Source organism: Stenotrophomonas maltophilia complex sp. Om-AH-Sm3 (assembly GCF_059337855.1).
Map to the genome: position 1 here is coordinate 68,036 of NZ_JBYBLQ010000011.1, position 16,900 is coordinate 84,935.

At 64.6% G+C, this 16,900-nt stretch carries 16 protein-coding genes and 1 tRNA gene; all 17 read left to right on the forward strand.

All coding sequences use genetic code 11. The features are described from left to right. Positions 1-114 precede the first annotated feature (114 nt). Positions 115-1,092 carry an isopenicillin N synthase family dioxygenase gene (locus AC10QF_RS14260; protein WP_050563262.1) on the forward strand — a complete coding sequence of 326 codons (978 nt, stop codon included), beginning with the start codon at positions 115-117 and terminating at the stop codon, positions 1,090-1,092. 874 nt (positions 1,093-1,966) lie between these two features. Further along, positions 1,967-2,722, forward strand: a complete 756-nt coding sequence (tpiA, locus tag AC10QF_RS14265; protein ID WP_494542408.1) for a triose-phosphate isomerase — start codon at positions 1,967-1,969, stop codon at positions 2,720-2,722. A 31-nt stretch (positions 2,723-2,753) separates the two neighbouring features. Continuing rightward, entirely contained in the window at positions 2,754-3,191 is a 438-nt protein-coding gene (gene secG / locus AC10QF_RS14270; protein ID WP_494542409.1) for a preprotein translocase subunit SecG, read from the forward strand. Between the two features lie 51 nt (positions 3,192-3,242). Beyond that, positions 3,243-3,327 (forward strand) — tRNA-Leu (locus tag AC10QF_RS14275). A 111-nt stretch (positions 3,328-3,438) separates the two neighbouring features. Then, on the forward strand, positions 3,439-3,795 hold the full coding sequence (locus AC10QF_RS14280; protein WP_010486426.1) for an NADH-quinone oxidoreductase subunit A: 357 nt from the start codon (positions 3,439-3,441) through the stop codon (positions 3,793-3,795). Then, on the forward strand, positions 3,786-4,340 hold the full coding sequence (locus AC10QF_RS14285) for a NuoB/complex I 20 kDa subunit family protein (RefSeq protein WP_005410463.1): 555 nt from the start codon (positions 3,786-3,788) through the stop codon (positions 4,338-4,340). Before AC10QF_RS14280 ends, AC10QF_RS14285 begins: the two co-directional genes overlap by 10 nt. Before the next feature lie 33 nt (positions 4,341-4,373). Then, positions 4,374-5,123 carry an NADH-quinone oxidoreductase subunit C gene (locus tag AC10QF_RS14290; RefSeq protein ID WP_005410462.1) on the forward strand — a complete coding sequence of 250 codons (750 nt, stop codon included), beginning with the start codon at positions 4,374-4,376 and terminating at the stop codon, positions 5,121-5,123. Then, positions 5,120-6,427 (forward strand): NADH-quinone oxidoreductase subunit D, encoded by a 1,308-nt coding sequence (locus AC10QF_RS14295; protein ID WP_005417935.1) that lies wholly within the window; start codon positions 5,120-5,122, stop codon positions 6,425-6,427. The genes AC10QF_RS14290 and AC10QF_RS14295 overlap by 4 nt, the downstream gene beginning before the upstream one ends. A gap of 97 nt (positions 6,428-6,524) precedes the next feature. Continuing rightward, complete coding sequence (nuoE, locus tag AC10QF_RS14300; protein ID WP_014647867.1) at positions 6,525-7,052, forward strand: NADH-quinone oxidoreductase subunit NuoE; 528 nt, start codon at positions 6,525-6,527, stop codon at positions 7,050-7,052. Between the two features lie 4 nt (positions 7,053-7,056). After that, positions 7,057-8,397 carry an NADH-quinone oxidoreductase subunit NuoF gene (gene nuoF, locus AC10QF_RS14305; protein WP_005417934.1) on the forward strand — a complete coding sequence of 447 codons (1,341 nt, stop codon included), beginning with the start codon at positions 7,057-7,059 and terminating at the stop codon, positions 8,395-8,397. After that, the gene (gene nuoG / locus AC10QF_RS14310; protein WP_171952899.1) at positions 8,394-10,628 is read left to right on the forward strand and encodes an NADH-quinone oxidoreductase subunit NuoG; all 2,235 of its coding nucleotides are present in this window, start codon (positions 8,394-8,396) and stop codon (positions 10,626-10,628) included. The genes nuoF and nuoG overlap by 4 nt, the downstream gene beginning before the upstream one ends. Continuing rightward, positions 10,625-11,719, forward strand: coding sequence for an NADH-quinone oxidoreductase subunit NuoH (gene nuoH / locus AC10QF_RS14315; protein ID WP_058982298.1), 1,095 nt, complete (start codon positions 10,625-10,627; stop codon positions 11,717-11,719). The genes nuoG and nuoH overlap by 4 nt, the downstream gene beginning before the upstream one ends. Positions 11,720-11,723: 4 nt before the next feature. After that, positions 11,724-12,212 (forward strand): NADH-quinone oxidoreductase subunit NuoI, encoded by a 489-nt coding sequence (gene nuoI / locus AC10QF_RS14320; RefSeq protein WP_005410456.1) that lies wholly within the window; start codon positions 11,724-11,726, stop codon positions 12,210-12,212. A 9-nt stretch (positions 12,213-12,221) separates the two neighbouring features. Continuing rightward, positions 12,222-12,878, forward strand: coding sequence for an NADH-quinone oxidoreductase subunit J (locus tag AC10QF_RS14325; RefSeq protein ID WP_019660582.1), 657 nt, complete (start codon positions 12,222-12,224; stop codon positions 12,876-12,878). Continuing rightward, positions 12,875-13,180 (forward strand): NADH-quinone oxidoreductase subunit NuoK, encoded by a 306-nt coding sequence (nuoK, locus tag AC10QF_RS14330; RefSeq protein WP_005417921.1) that lies wholly within the window; start codon positions 12,875-12,877, stop codon positions 13,178-13,180. Before AC10QF_RS14325 ends, nuoK begins: the two co-directional genes overlap by 4 nt. 7 nt (positions 13,181-13,187) lie before the next feature. Beyond that, positions 13,188-15,356, forward strand: a complete 2,169-nt coding sequence (gene nuoL, locus AC10QF_RS14335; RefSeq protein WP_155029897.1) for an NADH-quinone oxidoreductase subunit L — start codon at positions 13,188-13,190, stop codon at positions 15,354-15,356. A gap of 23 nt (positions 15,357-15,379) precedes the next feature. Next, positions 15,380-16,888: an NADH-quinone oxidoreductase subunit M gene (locus AC10QF_RS14340; RefSeq protein ID WP_155029896.1), complete on the forward strand. Its 1,509-nt coding sequence runs from the start codon at positions 15,380-15,382 to the stop codon at positions 16,886-16,888. Positions 16,889-16,900: the final 12 nt, after the last annotated feature.

Here is a 16,900-nt window from a genome sequence, read left to right on the forward strand (position 1 = left end):
CCCGGGGTGACGGAATCGTGGGGCCGCGCGCGGGTCGCGCATTGTATCTGTTTGTTTCTTCGTATCGGGTGGCGTCCCCCGGGCGATCTGTCACAATGTTCAGGTGGGCCATGAATGCGCTGGCCCCCCAGACCCAATGACAAGCCAGGAACCGCTGTGAGCCAGATCCCCACCCTCGACATCACCCGTTTCGACAGCGACCGCGAGGCCTTCGTGGCCGAGCTGGGCGCGGCCTACCGCCAATGGGGATTCGCGGGCATCCGCAACCACGGCATTCCGCAGGCCGACATCGATGCGGCCTACGATGCCTTCAAGGCCTTCTTCGCCCTGCCCGAAGAGGTCAAGCGCAAGTACCACGTGGCCGGCAGCGGCGGCGCCCGCGGCTACACCCCGTTCGGGGTGGAGACGGCCAAGGGCTCCAAGCACTTCGACCTGAAGGAGTTCTGGCACATCGGCCGCGAGATCGCCGACGACTCCAAGTACCGCGATGTGATGGCGCCGAACCTGTGGCCGACCGAGGTCGAGGGCTTCCGTGAGCGCGGCTATGGCCTGTACCAGGCACTGGACAACCTGGGGTCGCGCGTCCTGTCGGCGCTGGCCCTGCATATCGGCCTGCCGGCAGACTTCTTCGCCGACAAGACCAACTTCGGCAACTCGATCCTGCGCCCGATCCACTACCCGCCAATCACCACCGACGACATCCCGAACGTGCGTGCTGGTGCCCATGGCGACATCAACTTCATCACCCTGCTGGTCGGTGCCAGTGCCGCAGGCCTGGAAGTGCAGTCGCATGATGGCGAGTGGGTGCCGTTCACGTCAGACGCGGACACCATTGTGGTCAACATCGGCGACATGCTGCAGCGCCTGACCAACCACGTGTATCCGTCGACCATCCACCGCGTGGTCAATCCCCCGGGCGAGCTGGCGCGCCAGCCGCGCTACTCGGTGCCGTTCTTCCTGCACCCGAACCCGGACTTCCTGATCGACGTGCTGCCCTCGTGCATCACCCCGGAGAACCCGAGCCGGTACCCGGAGCCGATCACCGCCCACGGCTTCCTCGAAGAACGCCTGCGCGAGATCAAGCTGAAATAAAGAGAAGCGAGGCCGCCGAAAGGCGGCCTTTTTCTTTGCAGGGTTGCACCCTGCACCCGCGGTAGTGCCGGCCGCTGGCCGGCAAACCCAAAGCCAAAGCGGCTCTGGGTTTCTGCGTGTTGGGCGGGGCGGCGTGGGTTGGCAGGACACGCCGTGAACCCCCAGACCGGCCCAGCCGCTGGCGGCTGTGCGTTCGGGCGCTTGCGAAGCAGTGCTTCGCAAGCAAAGCGACCTCACCCCTGGGGGCTCGATGGCGCCTTGCTCGTGTGCGCTGTCCTGCGCACACGGCAAGACCGGGGTTGGGCGTCCTGCCCAACCCGCCCGAGGCATGCCTCGGGCCCATGGCGCCAACGGTCCTGCCAACCCACACCGCCCCGTTCCCGACAGCTTCCCGGTGACGGTGGGTAAATCGCGATTCCCGGTGGGTGTCGACCTTGGTCGACGCGGTAGATCCACGCCATGCGTGGATGAGATATCTCTGTTCGAAGTGGGGTAGGGGGTTGGTCCAGCCAGCATCAACCCGGGATGCAGCTTTTGCCTTTGCTCTTGCTCTTCTTTTTTTCTTTCCGTGGCGGGCGGAACCGCCGGAATGTGTCAAAGGCCGGGCGGGTGGGGCTGCGCAGGGGCGTGAGCCGCATGGATGCGGCGATCGAGCTTACATGGACGTACTTGCAGCGCCCCCTGCGCAGTCCCACCCGCCCGGCCAGGCCCCAGATCTAGCCGGGCTCTCCGCGACCAACCAAACCCCGCCCCCCCCCTCCGCCACGAGGGGCTGCGCCGTTGGCTGAAAATCCATGTAACCGCTTACAAGGAAACGGATTTTTGCCGCAGCGGGTATCATGCTCGGCTGACTTCACACAGGAGCCACCCGCTCATGCGCCGCAAGATCGTCGCCGGAAACTGGAAGCTGCATGGCAGCCGTCAATTCGCCAATGAACTGCTGGGGCAGGTGGCTGCCGGGCTGCCGCTGGAGGGGGTGGACGTGGTGATCCTGCCGCCGCTGCCCTACCTGGGGGAGCTGGTCGAGGACTTCGCCGAGACCGGCCTGGCCTTCGGCGCGCAGGACGTGAGCAGCAACGAGAAGGGCGCCTACACCGGCGAGGTCTGCGCGGCCATGCTGGTCGAGGTTGGGGCCCGCTATGGCCTGGTCGGCCATTCCGAGCGCCGCCAGTACCACCATGAGAGCAGCGAGCTGGTCGCGCGCAAGTTCGCCGCCGCCCAGCACGCCGGCCTGGTGCCGGTGCTGTGCGTGGGCGAGACCCTGGAACAGCGCGAGGCCGGGCAGACCGAAGCGGTCATCGCCAGCCAGCTGGCGCCGGTGCTGGAGCTGGTGGGCGCGGCAGGTTTCGCCAATGCTGTGGTCGCCTACGAGCCGGTCTGGGCCATCGGTACCGGCCGTACCGCCAGCAAGGAACAGGCACAGCAGGTGCACGCGTTCATCCGTGGCGAAGTCGCGCGCATCGATGCTAGAATCGCTGATTCACTGCCCATTGTTTACGGCGGTAGCGTGAAGCCCGACAATGCCGGGGAACTGTTCGCGCAGCCGGATGTCGATGGTGGGCTGGTCGGCGGCGCCTCCCTGGTGGCCGCGGACTTCCTGGCCATCGCACGGGCGGCGGCCGCGAACTAATCCTAGAAGTATTGTCCGAGGGCGGTTTCCAATGCTGATGTTGATCCTCAATGTCGTCTACGTGCTGGTCGCTGTGGCCATGATCGCGCTGATCCTGATGCAGCGTGGCTCGGGTGCGGCGGCAGGTTCGGGCTTTGGTGCTGGTGCCTCGGGCACGGTGTTCGGTGCGCGCGGCGCCTCGAACTTCCTGTCCAAGTCGACCAAGTGGCTGGCCGTGGTGTTCTTCGGCATCAGTCTCTTCATGGCCTGGTATGCCGGTCACGGCAGCCGCCCGGCGGCCGACCAGGATCTGGGCCTGATGTCCGCCCCGGCGGCCAGCGCGCCGGCGGCTCCGGCGGACGAACTGCCGGCCGTTCCGAAGGCCGATGCGGTCCCGGCCGCCCCGGTTCCGGCGGCGAATGTGCCGGCTCAGGCGGAATCTTCGGTTTCTGGTGAAGAAAAGCCTTCGGAAGGCTCCCAGAAACACTGAAGCCGGTTACAATATGCGGCGCATCGGGAAGATAGTCTGATGTGATCGTTTGCCCAGGTGGCGGAATTGGTAGACGCACTACCTTGAGGTGGTAGCGACGCAAGTCGTAGGGGTTCGAGTCCCCTCTTGGGCACCATTTGTAAGTAAAGCGGGTTCGTCTGGCGCGCAAGGCGCCAGGCAGATTCCCGTCCACTCCCCCATGCCAAAGCGCCTGCAGGCGCGGCGGCAGAGGCAAGAGAGAATCGCTGTGCTGGCCGAATATTTGCCGTCTCTGCTGTTTCTGATCGTTGCCACCGGTATCGGCGTTACGCTGATGCTGGTTGGTCGATTCCTCGGTCCCCGCCGCCCCGATCTGGAAAAGCTCTCGCCGTACGAGTGCGGCTTCGAGGCCTTCGAAGACGCGCGCATGAAGTTCGATGTGCGCTACTACCTGATCGCGATCCAGTTCATCGTCTTCGACCTGGAAATCATCTTCATCGTGCCGTGGACCCAGGTCTTCATGGAACTGGGCGCCCGCTCGCTCATCACCATGGGCCTGTTCGTCGGCATGCTGTTCCTCGGTTTCATTTACGTCTGGAAGAAGGGAGCGCTGGAATGGGAGTGATTCAGACTCTCGATGGCCTCATGAACAACCCCACGCCGGAAGGCCGGGTTGATGACATCCTGCGGCCGGAAGGCGACAACCCGCTGCTGGAGAAGGGCTTCGTCACTACCAGCGTCGATGCACTGCTGAACTGGGCGCGCACCGGCTCGATGTGGCCGATGACCTTCGGCCTGGCCTGCTGCGCCGTCGAGATGATGCACGCCGGTGCCGCGCGCCTGGACCTCGACCGCTACGGCGTGGTGTTCCGCCCGTCGCCGCGTCAGTCCGACGTGATGATCGTGGCCGGCACCCTGGTCAACAAGATGGCCCCGGCGCTGCGCAAGGTCTACGACCAGATGCCGGACCCGAAGTGGGTCATCTCGATGGGTAGCTGCGCCAACGGTGGCGGCTACTACCACTACTCCTATTCTGTGGTGCGCGGCTGTGATCGCGTGGTGCCGGTGGACGTCTACGTCCCGGGCTGCCCGCCGACCGCCGAGGCGCTGGTGTACGGGATCCTGCAGCTGCAGAAGAAGATCTGGCGTACACAGACCATCGCCCGCTGACCCCTTCACCTGACAAGAGCGCGCCAAGCCCCCATGGCAGAGCAAGCATCCTTCATCGACCGACTGTCCGCACGTTTCGCTGGTGCGAAGGTCATCGTGGTCGAACCCCGCGGCGAAGTGACGCTGGAAGTGCCTGCCGCCGAGTGGCACGCCACCGCCCTGGCGCTGCGTGACGAGTTTGGTTTCGAGCAGGCCGTGGATCTGTGCGGCGTCGACTACCTCGGCTACGGCTCCGACGAGTGGGACACCGCCGATGTGTCCTCGCAGGGCTTCAGCCGTGGCGTCGAAGGCAAGGCCCAGGGCCGCTTCGCGTGGGGCGAGTTCCCCACCGAGGAAAACGGTGCCGACGGTGCCCGCCCGCAGCACATGCCGACCCAGCGCTTCGCCGTGGTCGCCCAGCTGCGTTCGTACCAGCACAACCTGATGATGCACCTGCGCTGCTTCGCCCCTGACGAAGCGCTGCCGGTGGTGTCCTCGCTGACCGGCATCTGGCCGGGCCTGAACTGGTTCGAGCGCGAAGCGTTCGATCTGTACGGCGTGATCTTCGAAGGCCACCCGGACCTGCGCCGGATCCTGACCGACTACGGTTTCGTCGGCCATCCGTTCCGCAAGGATTTCCCGCTGATCGGCAATGTCGAAGTCCGCTACGACGAAGAAAAGAAGCGCGTGATCTACGAACCGGTCACCTCGGTGGAGCCGCGTGTCGGCGTGCCGCGCGTGATCCGCGACGACGCCCGTCTGCAGACCGCAGAAGGTGAGCGCGCGCAGGAGGCAGTGAAGTGAGCCACGTACACCAGGCTGGCGAAGCGTTCGCCAGCAACGCCGCCGAAAGCCGGCAGGAAATCCGCAACTACACCATGAACTTCGGCCCGCAGCATCCGGCCGCTCACGGTGTGCTGCGCCTGATCCTGGAAATGGACGGTGAAACCATCATGCGCGCCGACCCGCACGTGGGTCTGCTGCACCGTGGTACCGAAAAGCTGGCCGAGTCCAAGCCGTTCAACCAGTCGATCGGCTACATGGATCGCCTGGATTACGTGTCGATGATGTGCAACGAGCACGCCTACGTGCGCGCGATCGAGACCCTGATGGGCATCGAGGCGCCGGAGCGTGCCCAGTACATCCGCACCATGTACGATGAAATCACCCGCATCCTCAACCACCTGATGTGGCTGGGCTCCAACGCGCTCGACCTGGGCGCGATGGCGGTGATGCTGTACGCCTTCCGCGAACGCGAAGAGCTGATGGACTGCTACGAAGCGGTTTCCGGCGCGCGCATGCACGCGGCGTACTACCGTCCGGGCGGTGTCTACCGCGACCTGCCGGACCACATGCCGAAGTACAAGGAATCGCGCTGGCACAAGGGCAAGGCGCTGAAGCAGCTCAATGCTTCGCGCGAAGGCTCGCTGCTGGACTTCCTGGAGAACTTCACCGTCGAGTTCCCCAAGCGCATCGACGAATACGAAACCCTGCTGACCGACAACCGTATCTGGAAGCAGCGTACCGTCGGCATCGGCGTGGTCACTCCCGAGCTGGCCCATCAGTGGGGCATGACCGGCGTGATGCTGCGCGGCTCGGGCATTGCCTGGGACCTGCGCAAGAAGCGTCCGTACGCCAAGTACGATGCCGTCGATTTCGACATCCCGCTGGGCAAGGAAGGTGACTGCTACGACCGCTACCTGGTCCGCGTTGCCGAAATGCGCGAATCCAACCGCATCATCAAGCAGTGCGTGGCGTGGCTGAAGGCCAACCCGGGCCCGGTGATGGTGAAGAACTTCAAGGTCGCTCCGCCCAGGCGCGAGGACATGAAGGACGACATGGAAGCGCTGATCCACCACTTCAAGCTGTTCAGCGAAGGCTACTGCGTACCGGCCGGCGAGACCTACTCGGCGGTGGAGGCCCCGAAGGGCGAGTTCGGCTGCTACCTGGTCTCCGATGGCGCCAACAAGCCGTTCCGCGTGCACCTGCGCGCGCCGGGCTTCGCCCACCTGTCCTCGATCGATTCGGTCGTGCGCGGCCACATGCTGGCCGACGTGGTGGCGATGATCGGTACCTACGACCTGGTGTTCGGCGAGGTTGACCGGTAATGCCGTCCGCTACGCCAACGCCCGCTGCAGGCAGCCGGCGCAAGCCGGCGCCGCAGTTTCTGGAATTTCACGTTATGCATTTCGCTGAGGTCGGCCGATGAAGGCGACAGGTAATTTCGAGGCGGCGCGCGACGTCGACCCGATGGTGGTGCTGAGCGACAAGACCCGCGCTCACATCGATCACTGGCTGTCCAAGTTCCCGCCGGATCGCAAGCGCTCTGCCGTGCTGCAGGGCCTGCATGCGGCCCAGGAGCAGAACCAGGGCTGGCTGACCGACGAGCTGATCGCCGCCGTGGCCAAGTACCTGGACCTGCCGCCGGTCTGGGCCTACGAGGTCGCCAGCTTCTACTCGATGTTCGAGACCGAGAAGGTGGGCCGCAACAACGTGGCCATCTGCACCAACATCAGCTGCTGGCTCAATGGCGCCGAAGACATCGTGCGCCACTGCGAGAAGAAACTGGGCATCAAGCACGGTGAATCGACCCCGGATGGCCGCGTCTACCTCAAGCGCGAGGAAGAGTGCCTGGCCGGCTGCGGCGGCGCACCGATGATGGTCATCAACGGTCACTACCATGAGCGTCTGACCCTGGAAAAGGTCGACGAGCTGCTGGACGGGCTGGAGTAAGGGCATGGCACATCACCACGAATCCAAGGGTCCGGTCGGCCCCGCGCCGCTGCCGCACCAGGTGGTCTATACCACCCTGCATTACGACACCCCGTGGTCGTACGAAAGCTACCTGAAGACCGGTGGCTACGCTGCCCTGCGCAAGATCCTCGAAGAGAAGATCCCGCCGGAGCAGGTCATCGAGATGGTCAAGGCCTCGGGCCTGCGCGGCCGCGGTGGCGCAGGCTTCCCGACCGGCCTGAAGTGGTCGTTCATGCCCAAGGGCAACATGCAGAAGTACATCCTCTGCAACTCGGACGAATCCGAGCCGGGCACCTGCAAGGATCGCGACATCCTGCGCTACAACCCGCATTCGGTCGTGGAAGGCATGGCGATCGCCTGCTACGCCACCGGTTCGACCGTGGGCTACAACTACCTGCGCGGTGAATTCCACCACGAGCCGTTCGAGCACTTCGAGCAGGCCCTGGCCGACGCCTATGCGAACGGCTGGCTGGGCAAGAACATCCTCGGCAGCGGCGTGGACATCGACATCTACGGCGCGCTGGGCGCCGGCGCGTACATCTGCGGCGAAGAAACCGCGCTGATGGAATCGCTGGAAGGCAAGAAGGGCCAGCCGCGCTACAAGCCGCCGTTCCCGGCCAACTTCGGCCTGTACGGCAAGCCGTCAACGATCAACAACACCGAAACCTATGGTTCGGTGCCGGCGATCATCCGCAACGGCCCGGAGTGGTTCAAGGGCCTGAGCCTGACCGCCAACGGCGGCCCGAAGTGCTTCTCGGTGTCCGGCTGCGTGCAGAACGGCGGCAACTTCGAAGTGCCGCTGGGCACCACCTTCGATGACCTGCTGGAGATGGCCGGTGGCCTGCGTCCGGGCCGCAAGCTCAAGGGCGCGATCCCGGGCGGCGTGTCGATGCCGGTGCTGACCGCGGCCGAGCTGAAGGGCCTGCCGATGGACTACGACACCATCCGTGCGCTGGGCTCCGGCCTGGGTTCGGGAGCCATCGTGGTGCTCGACGACAGCGTCTGCTGCGTCAAGTTCGCCTGCCGCATCAGCCAGTTTTTCCACAAGGAATCGTGCGGCCAGTGCACGCCGTGCCGTGAAGGTACCGGCTGGATGCACCGCGTGCTGGAGCGCATCGTCGCCGGCAAGGCCACGATGGAAGACCTGCACCAGCTGAAGGCGGTGGCCGGCCAGATCGAAGGCCACACCATCTGTGCGTTCGGTGAAGCGGCTGCATGGCCCATCCAGGGCTTCCTGCGCCAGTTCTGGGACGAATTCGAGTACTACATCGTCAACGGTCATTCGATGGTTGACGGCAAGAAGGTGGAGGCAGCCGCCGCATGAGCGCGCAACCCGTAAACCCGAACGTGCCACCAGACCACGTGACCATCGAGATCGATGGCAAGTCGCTGGTCGTGCCCAAGGGTTCGATGATCATCCAGGCGGCCGACAAGGCCGGCATTCCGATTCCGCGCTTCTGCTACCACGAGAAGCTGCCGATCGCCGCCAACTGCCGCATGTGCCTGGTGGACGTGGAGAAGTCGCCGAAGCCGGCGCCGGCCTGCGCTACCCCGGTGATGGACGGCATGAAGGTCGCCACCCGCAGTGAGAAGGCACTGAAGTTCCAGCGCTCGGTGATGGAGTTCCTGCTCATCAACCATCCGCTGGACTGCCCGATCTGCGATCAGGGCGGCGAGTGCGAGCTGCAGGACGTATCGCTGGGCTATGGCCGTTCGGTGAGCCGTTTCAACGAGCGCAAGCGCGTGGTGCCGGACGAGGACATGGGGCCGCTGGTGGCCACCGAGATGACCCGTTGCATCCAGTGCACCCGCTGCGTCCGCTTCACCGCCGACGTTGCCGGTACCTACGAACTGGGTGGCATGTACCGCGGTGAGAACCTGCAGATCGGCACCTTCGACGGCAAGCCGCTGACCACCGAGCTGTCGGGCAACGTCGTCGACGTCTGCCCGGTCGGCGCGCTGACCAACAAGGTGTTCCAGTTCCGCGCCCGCCCGTGGGAGCTGACCGCGCGCGAGTCGCTGGGCTACCACGACGCGATGGGTTCGAACCTGTTCCTGCACATGCGTCGCGGCGAAGTGCTGCGCACCGTGCCGCGCGACAACGAAGCGGTGAACGAGTGCTGGCTGTCCGACCGCGACCGCTACTCGCACCAGGGCCTGTACAGCGAAGACCGCGCGGTCAAGCCGCTGCGCAAGGTCAATGGCGAGTGGAAGGAAGTGAGCTGGGCCGAAGGCCTGGCCGCAGCCGCCGAGATCCTCAAGGCGAACCAGGGCGACAACCTGGGCGTGCTGGTGCATCCGTCGACCTCGAACGAGGAGGGTGCGCTGCTGGCTCGCCTGGCCAAGGGCCTGGGCTCGGGCAACATCGACCACCGCATCAACAACCGCGATTTCTCCGACGCCGCAACCGCCGAAGTGTTCGGCCTGCCGCTGGCCGAGATCGAAGGCGCCGACCGCATCGTCGTCCTGGGCAGCAACATCCGCCACGAACTGCCGCTGCTGCACGCCCGCCTGCGCAAGGCGCAGACCACCAAGGGCGCGAAGATCCACGTCATCAATCCGGTGGACTTCGACTTTGCCTTCAGCATTGCCGGCAAGCAGATCGTCGCACCGTCCAAGTTCGTCGATGCGCTGGCCAGCAGCGAGCTGCGTTCGGCAGTGCAGGGCGGCAACAACACCGTACTGATCGTCGGTGGCATCGCCGAGAATCACCCGCAGGCTGCCGCGATCCGCGCCGCGGCGCGTGACTTCGCCGCAGCGACCGGTGCCAAGCTGTGCCGCATCCCGCAGGGCGCCAACGCCGTGGGCCTGACCCGCGCCGGCGTGCTGCCGGCCGGCAAGGACGTCGCCGCGATGCTGGCGCAGCCGCGCCAGGCCTACGTGGTGTACGGGCTGGAGCCGGGCCTGGACTTCGCCGATGCACCGGCCGCGCGCAAGGCGCTGGTGGGTGCCCAGGTGGTGGCGTTCAGCCACTTCGCCTGCGCCTCGACCCGCGACGTTGCAGACGTGATCCTGCCGATCGGTGCGCTGCCGGAAATCGATGCCACCCTTACCAACCTCGACGGTCGCGAGCAGTCGGCCCGTGCCGGCGGCAAGCTGCCGGGCGAGGCCCGTGAAGGCTGGCGCGTGCTGCGCGCCCTGGGCGGCGACATGGCGCTGGCCGGTTTCGACTTCACCGACCTGGCCGGACTGCGTGCCAGCCTGGCCCCTGTGTCGGTCAGTATTGCCGCTTCGGCACAGCCGGCGGTTGCCGGTGAAGGCCTGGAAGTGGCTTCGACCGCCGCGATCTACCGCACCGATGCGGTGGTCCGTCGCGCGCCGGCGCTGCAGTCGCATCCGCTCAGCAACGCCCCGCGCATCGTGCTGAACGCTGAAGATGCCGCTCGCCTGCAGCTGCAGGAAGGGCAGATGGCCAAGGTCGGCACCGATGCCGGCAAGGCCACCCTGCCGGTGGTGGTCGACGCCCGCGTCGCAGCGGGTTCGGTCTGGATTGAATCGGGCCACGGCGCGACCGCGCCGCTGGGTGCCGCTCGCGTATCGGTGGTGGCTGCATGAACGAATTGCTGTTGAACGCGGTCGACCCGCTGCACCAGTGGCTGCTGGGCCTCGGTGACATCGGCGCGCTGATCTGGATCATCCTGAAGATCCTGGTGATCGCCGTTCCGGTGATCATCTCGGTGGCCTTCTACGTGGTCTGGGAACGCAAGCTGATCGGCTGGATGCACGTCCGCCACGGCCCGATGTATGTGGGCATGGGCATCTTCCAGGCCTTCGCCGACGTCTTCAAGCTGCTGTTCAAGGAAGTGGTCCAGCCGAGCAGCGCCAACAAGGCGATCTACCTGCTGGCCCCGCTGATCACCCTGGCCCCGGCCTTCGCGGCCTGGTCGGTGGTCCCCTTCGATTCGCAGATCGTGCTGTCCAACGCCAACGCCGGCCTGCTGTACCTGCTGGCGATGACCTCGCTGGGCATCTACGGCATCATCCTGGCCGGCTGGGCGTCCAACTCGAAGTACGCGTTCCTGGGTGCGATGCGCGCCTCGGCACAGATGATCAGCTACGAAATCGCCATGGGCTTTGCCCTGGTCGGCGTGATGATCGCCTCGGGCAGCCTGAACCTGAGCAACATCGTGATGGCGCAGGCCGGCAGTTCCGGCTTCTTCGACTGGTTCCTGTTGCCTTTGTTCCCGCTATTCGTCATCTACTGGGTGTCGGGCGTGGCTGAAACCAACCGCGCGCCGTTCGACGTGGTGGAAGGCGAATCGGAAATCGTCGCCGGCCACATGGTCGAGTACTCCGGCGGCGCGTTCGCCCTGTTCTTCCTGGCCGAATACGCGAACATGATCCTGATCAGCTTCCTGATCTCGATCTTCTTCCTCGGCGGCTGGCTGAGCCCGGTCCAGGGCTGGGTCAACTTCGGCGATGTCTCGCCGCTGGTCGACTGGGTCTGGAAGGGCGGCGCGCCGTGGCTGTTCGTCAAGGTGTTCTTCTTCGCCAGTGCCTACATCTGGTTCCGTGCCAGCTTCCCGCGCTTCCGCTACGACCAGATCATGCGCCTGGGCTGGAAGGTCTTCATCCCGCTGGCCATTCTGTGGATCGCGGTTACCGCCGTCATGGTGTTCTTCGGCGTGATTCAAAAGGGCGTCTAAAGTGATGAACAGGATTACCCATTACTTCAAGAGCCTGCTGCTGCTCGAACTGCTGGCGGGCCTCTGGCTGACGCTGAAGTACAGCTTCAAGCCGAAGTACACGATGATGTACCCGATGGAGAAGTTCCCGCAGTCGCCGCGCTTCCGTGGCCTGCACGCGCTGCGCCGTTACCCCAACGGCGAAGAGCGCTGCATTGCCTGCAAGCTGTGCGAAGCGGTGTGCCCGGCGCTGGCCATCACCATCGACTCGGCCAAGCGCGAGGACGGAACCCGCCGCACCACGCGCTACGACATCGACCTGTTCAAGTGCATCTTCTGCGGCTTCTGCGAGGAAAGCTGCCCGGTGGACTCGATCGTCGAAACCCACATCCTCGAGTACCACTTCGAGAATCGTGGCGAAAACATCGTTACCAAGCCGCAGCTGCTGGCCCTGGGCGACCGTCTCGAAAACGAGATCGCCGAGCGTCGTGCCGCCGATGCCGCTTACCGCTGAGGTCGAGAGATGGATTGGGTAAATATCGCTTTCTGGGTGTTCGCCATCGCGGCAACGGTTTCGGCCGGTGCGGTGATCAGCGTGCGCAACCCGGTTCACGCCGTGCTCTGCCTGGTGCTGACCTTCTTCTCCATTGCCTGCGTGTGGCTGCTGGTGGGCGCCGAGTTCCTCGGTGTGGCGCTGGTGCTGGTCTACGTCGGCGCGGTGATGGTGCTGTTCCTGTTCGTGGTGATGATGCTGGACATCGACCCCACCAAGCTGCGTGAGGGCTGGGTGCGCTACCTGCCGGTCGGCCTCATCGTCGCCGTCGCGATGCTGGTGCAGATGCTGATCCTGATCGGCGTCAAGGCGCGTTCGGCCACGCCGTTCCCGGCCGACAACGCCGCTGCGGTCGCCGCCGACACGTCCAACATCACCTGGCTGGCGCGCACGTTGTTCACCGAGTACCTGCTTCCGTTCGAGTTCGCCGCCGTCATCCTGACCGTGGCCGTGGTTGCTGCCGTGATGCTGACCCTGCGTCGCCGCACCGGCGTCAAGAGCCAGAACCCGGGTGAGCAGACCATGGTCAAGGCCGGCCAGCGTCTGCGCATGGTCAAGATGGGTGCCGAGGCCCCGGTCGTGCACAGCAACAGCAAGCCGGCCACCGGCGAGGAGACCCAGCCGTGATTACCCTTGGCCACATCCTTGCGCTTGGCGCGGTGCTGTTCGCCATCAGCCTGGCCGGCATCTTCCTCAACCGGAAGAACGTCATCGTCCTGCTGATGTCGATCGAACTGATGCTGCTGTCGGTGAACATCAACTTCGTCGGCTTCTCGCGCCAGCTGGGCGATCCGTCCGGCCAGCTGTTCGTGTTCTTCATCCTGACCGTCGCCGCCGCGGAAGCCGCCATCGGCCTGGCGATCCTGGTGACCCTGTTCCGTACCCGCCGCACGATCAATGTCGGCGAAGTCGATTCGTTGAAGGGCTGATCCACAGATGGAAATCACTCTCTCCAAGAGTCTGTTGATCGCAGTGGTGCTCGCACCGCTGTTCGGCAGCATCATCGCCGGCCTGTTCGGTCGCCAGGTCAAGCGCTTCGGCGCGCAGACCATCACCATCCTCGGCGTCGCGGTGGCCTGCGGCCTGTCGATGTACACGTTCTACCAGTTGGTGTGGGGCGGCGCGCAGCCGTTCAACCAGAACATCTACACGTTCTTTGAAGTCGGCCAGTATTCGGCGCACGTCGGCTTCATGGTCGACAAGCTGACCGCGATGATGATGGTGGTGGTGACCTTCGTGTCGCTGCTGGTCCACATCTACACGATCGGCTACATGCAGGACGACCCGGGCTACCAGCGGTTCTTCAGCTACATCTCGCTGTTCACCTTCTCGATGCTCACCCTGGTGATGAGCAACAATTTCCTGCAGCTGTTCTTCGGCTGGGAAGCGGTGGGCCTGGTGTCGTACCTGCTGATCGGCTTCTGGTTCAAGCGCCCGACCGCGATCTTCGCCAACATGAAGGCGTTCCTGGTCAACCGCGTCGGTGACTTCGGCTTCCTGCTGGGCATCGCCGGCGTGCTGTGGGTGTTCGGCACCCTGGACTACTCGCAGGTGTTCTCGCAGGCCGGCATGCTGGCTGACCCGCGCGCCCAGCTGCAGATCTGGGACGGCACCATCCTGGGCATGCAGCTGCTGAACGAGCCGGTGATCTGGTCGATCGCCACCGTCATCTGCATCTGCCTGTTCATTGGTGCCATGGGCAAGTCGGCCCAGGTCCCGCTGCATGTGTGGCTGCCGGACTCGATGGAAGGCCCGACCCCGATCTCGGCACTGATCCACGCCGCGACGATGGTGACAGCCGGTATCTTCATGGTCACCCGCATGTCACCGCTGTTCGAGCTGTCGCAGACCGCGCTGAACTTCGTGCTGTTCATCGGTGCCACCACCGCGTTCTTCACCGGCCTGATCGGCATCGTGCAGAACGACATCAAGCGCGTCGTCGCGTATTCCACGCTGTCCCAGCTGGGCTACATGACGGTTGCACTGGGCGTGTCGGCCTATTCGGCCGCCGTGTTCCACCTGATGACCCACGCCTTCTTCAAGGCCCTGCTGTTCCTGGGCGCCGGCTCGGTCATCATCGCGATGCACCACGAGCAGGACATGCGCAAGATGGGCGGCCTGCGCAAGTACATGCCGATCACCTTCATCACCATGTGGATCGGTACCCTGGCGCTGGTGGGTACGCCGTTCTTCTCCGGCTTCTACTCGAAGGACACCATCATCGAGGCGGCCGAGCTGCACGCGCACCTGTCCAACAACTGGGTGGCCACCTACGGCTACTGGGCCGTACTGGGCGGCGTGATCGTCACCAGCTTCTACAGCTTCCGCCTGCTGTTCCTGACCTTCCATGGCAAGGAACGATTCCGCGACACGCATGATGACCACGCGCATGGCCATGGCCATGACGAGCACCATGCCGCCGATGCCCACCACGGCGATGCGCATCACGACGACCACGGCCATGGCCACGGTCCTCATGAGCCGCACGAAACCCCGTGGGTGGTGACCCTGCCGCTGATCCTGCTGGCCATCCCTTCGATCGCCATCGGCTTCTTCAGCATCGGTCCGATGCTGTATGGCACCGACTGGGCCGGCCACCACGCGCACGACGCCATCAAGGGACAGGCGCATACGTTCTTCACCGGCATCGTCGACTTCTACGATCCGGCCAAGAACACCATCGGCTTCCTGGGCGAGGAGTTCCATGGCCCGGTCGCGTTCGCGCTGCACGGCATGATGGCGCCGGCGTTCGTGCTGACCGTTGCGGGCTTCCTGCTGGCCGCACTGTTCTACCTGTGGAAGCCAGACCTGTCGGGCAAGGCCCGCAAGACCTTCGCTCCGCTGGTTTCGGTGCTGGAAAACAAGTACGGCTTCGACAAGCTGTGGATCGATGGCTTTGCCGGTGGCAGCGTCAAGCTGGGCAAGGTCTCGCGCTGGATCGACAGCAACATCGTCGACGGCGTGGTCAATCTCTCGGCACGTGTTGTGGACGTCGCAGCCGGCGTGCTGCGTCGTACCCAATCCGGTTTCCTCTATCACTACGCCTTCGCGATGATCATCGGCCTGATTGCCCTGCTGGGCGTGCTGATGCATTACCTGCGTTGATGACCTGTACGGAATAAGAAGACGTGTCGAACTGGCCTCTACTCAGTGTCCTCATCTGGCTGCCGATCATCGGTGGTGCCCTGATTCTTGCGATCCGTGATGCGCAGACCGCCCGCTGGGCGTCGCTGGGCGTAGCGGTGCTGACGTTCGTGGCGAGCCTCTCGCTGCTGAGCGGCTACAACGCGGGCGTCGACGCTCTGCAGTTCGTCGAGACCCACGCCTGGATCCCGGCGTACAAGATCGGCTACAACCTGGGCGTGGACGGCATTGCCGTGGCGCTGATCCTGCTGACCACCCTGGTCAGCGTGCTTGCCCTGATCGGCGCCTGGAGCGCCATCGACAAGCGCGTGAACCAGTACGTGGCGGCCTTCCTTATCCTGGAAGGCGTCACCGTGGGCATCTTTGCTGCGACGGACGCGATGCTGTTCTACGTGTTCTTCGAAGCGATGCTGATCCCGATGTTCCTGATCATCGGTGTCTGGGGCGGCCCGCGCCGCATCTACGCCGCGCTGAAGTTCTTCCTGTACACCTTCCTCGGCTCGGTGCTGATGCTGGTGGCGCTGATCTACCTGTACATGAAGGGCGGCAGCTTCCAGCTGGCCGACCTGTACGCACTGCCGCTGTCGGCCAAGGAACAGACCTGGATCTTCTTCGCCTTCCTGATCGCCTTCGCGGTCAAGGTGCCGATGTTCCCGGTCCACACCTGGCTGCCGGATGCCCACGTGGAAGCGCCGACCGCCGGTTCGGTGATCCTGGCCGCGATCGCCCTGAAGATCGGTGGCTACGGCTTCCTGCGCTTCAACCTGCCGATCGTTCCGGACGCGTCGCAGGAATGGGCCTGGCTGGTGATCGCGTTGTCGCTGATCGCAGTGATCTATGTCGGCCTGGTCGCCCTGGTGCAGGACGACATGAAGAAGCTGATCGCCTACTCGTCGATCGCGCACATGGGCTTTGTCACCCTCGGCACCTTCATCGCCCTGTGGCTGGTGCGTGAAGCCGGCAACGCCGATGCCGCCCGCCTGGGCCTGCAGGGCGCCATGGTGCAGATGATCTCGCACGGCTTCGTGTCCGGCGCCATGTTCTCCTGCGTCGGCGTGCTGTACGACCGCATGCACAGCCGCCGCATCGCCGATTACGGCGGCGTGGTCAACGTGATGCCGTGGTTCGCCACCTTCGCCATGCTGTTCTTCATGGCCAATGCTGGCCTGCCGGGTACCAGCGGTTTCGTCGGCGAGTTCATGGTCATCCTCTCGGCCTTCCAGCGTAATCCGTGGATCGCCCTGGGCGCGGCCACCACCCTGATCATCGGCGCCGCCTACACCCTGTGGCTGTACAAGCGCATCTTCTTCGGCGAAGTGGCCAACAGCCATGTGGCCGAACTGAAGGACATCAACGGCCGCGAATGGCTGGTGCTGGGCGTGTTCGCCATCGGCGTGCTGGCCCTGGGCATCTACCCCAAGCCGCTGACCGACCTGATGGAGCCCTCGATCGCGAAGCTGGCGATGCAGATCGCATCCAGCAAGCTGCTGTAATTCCAGGATTTG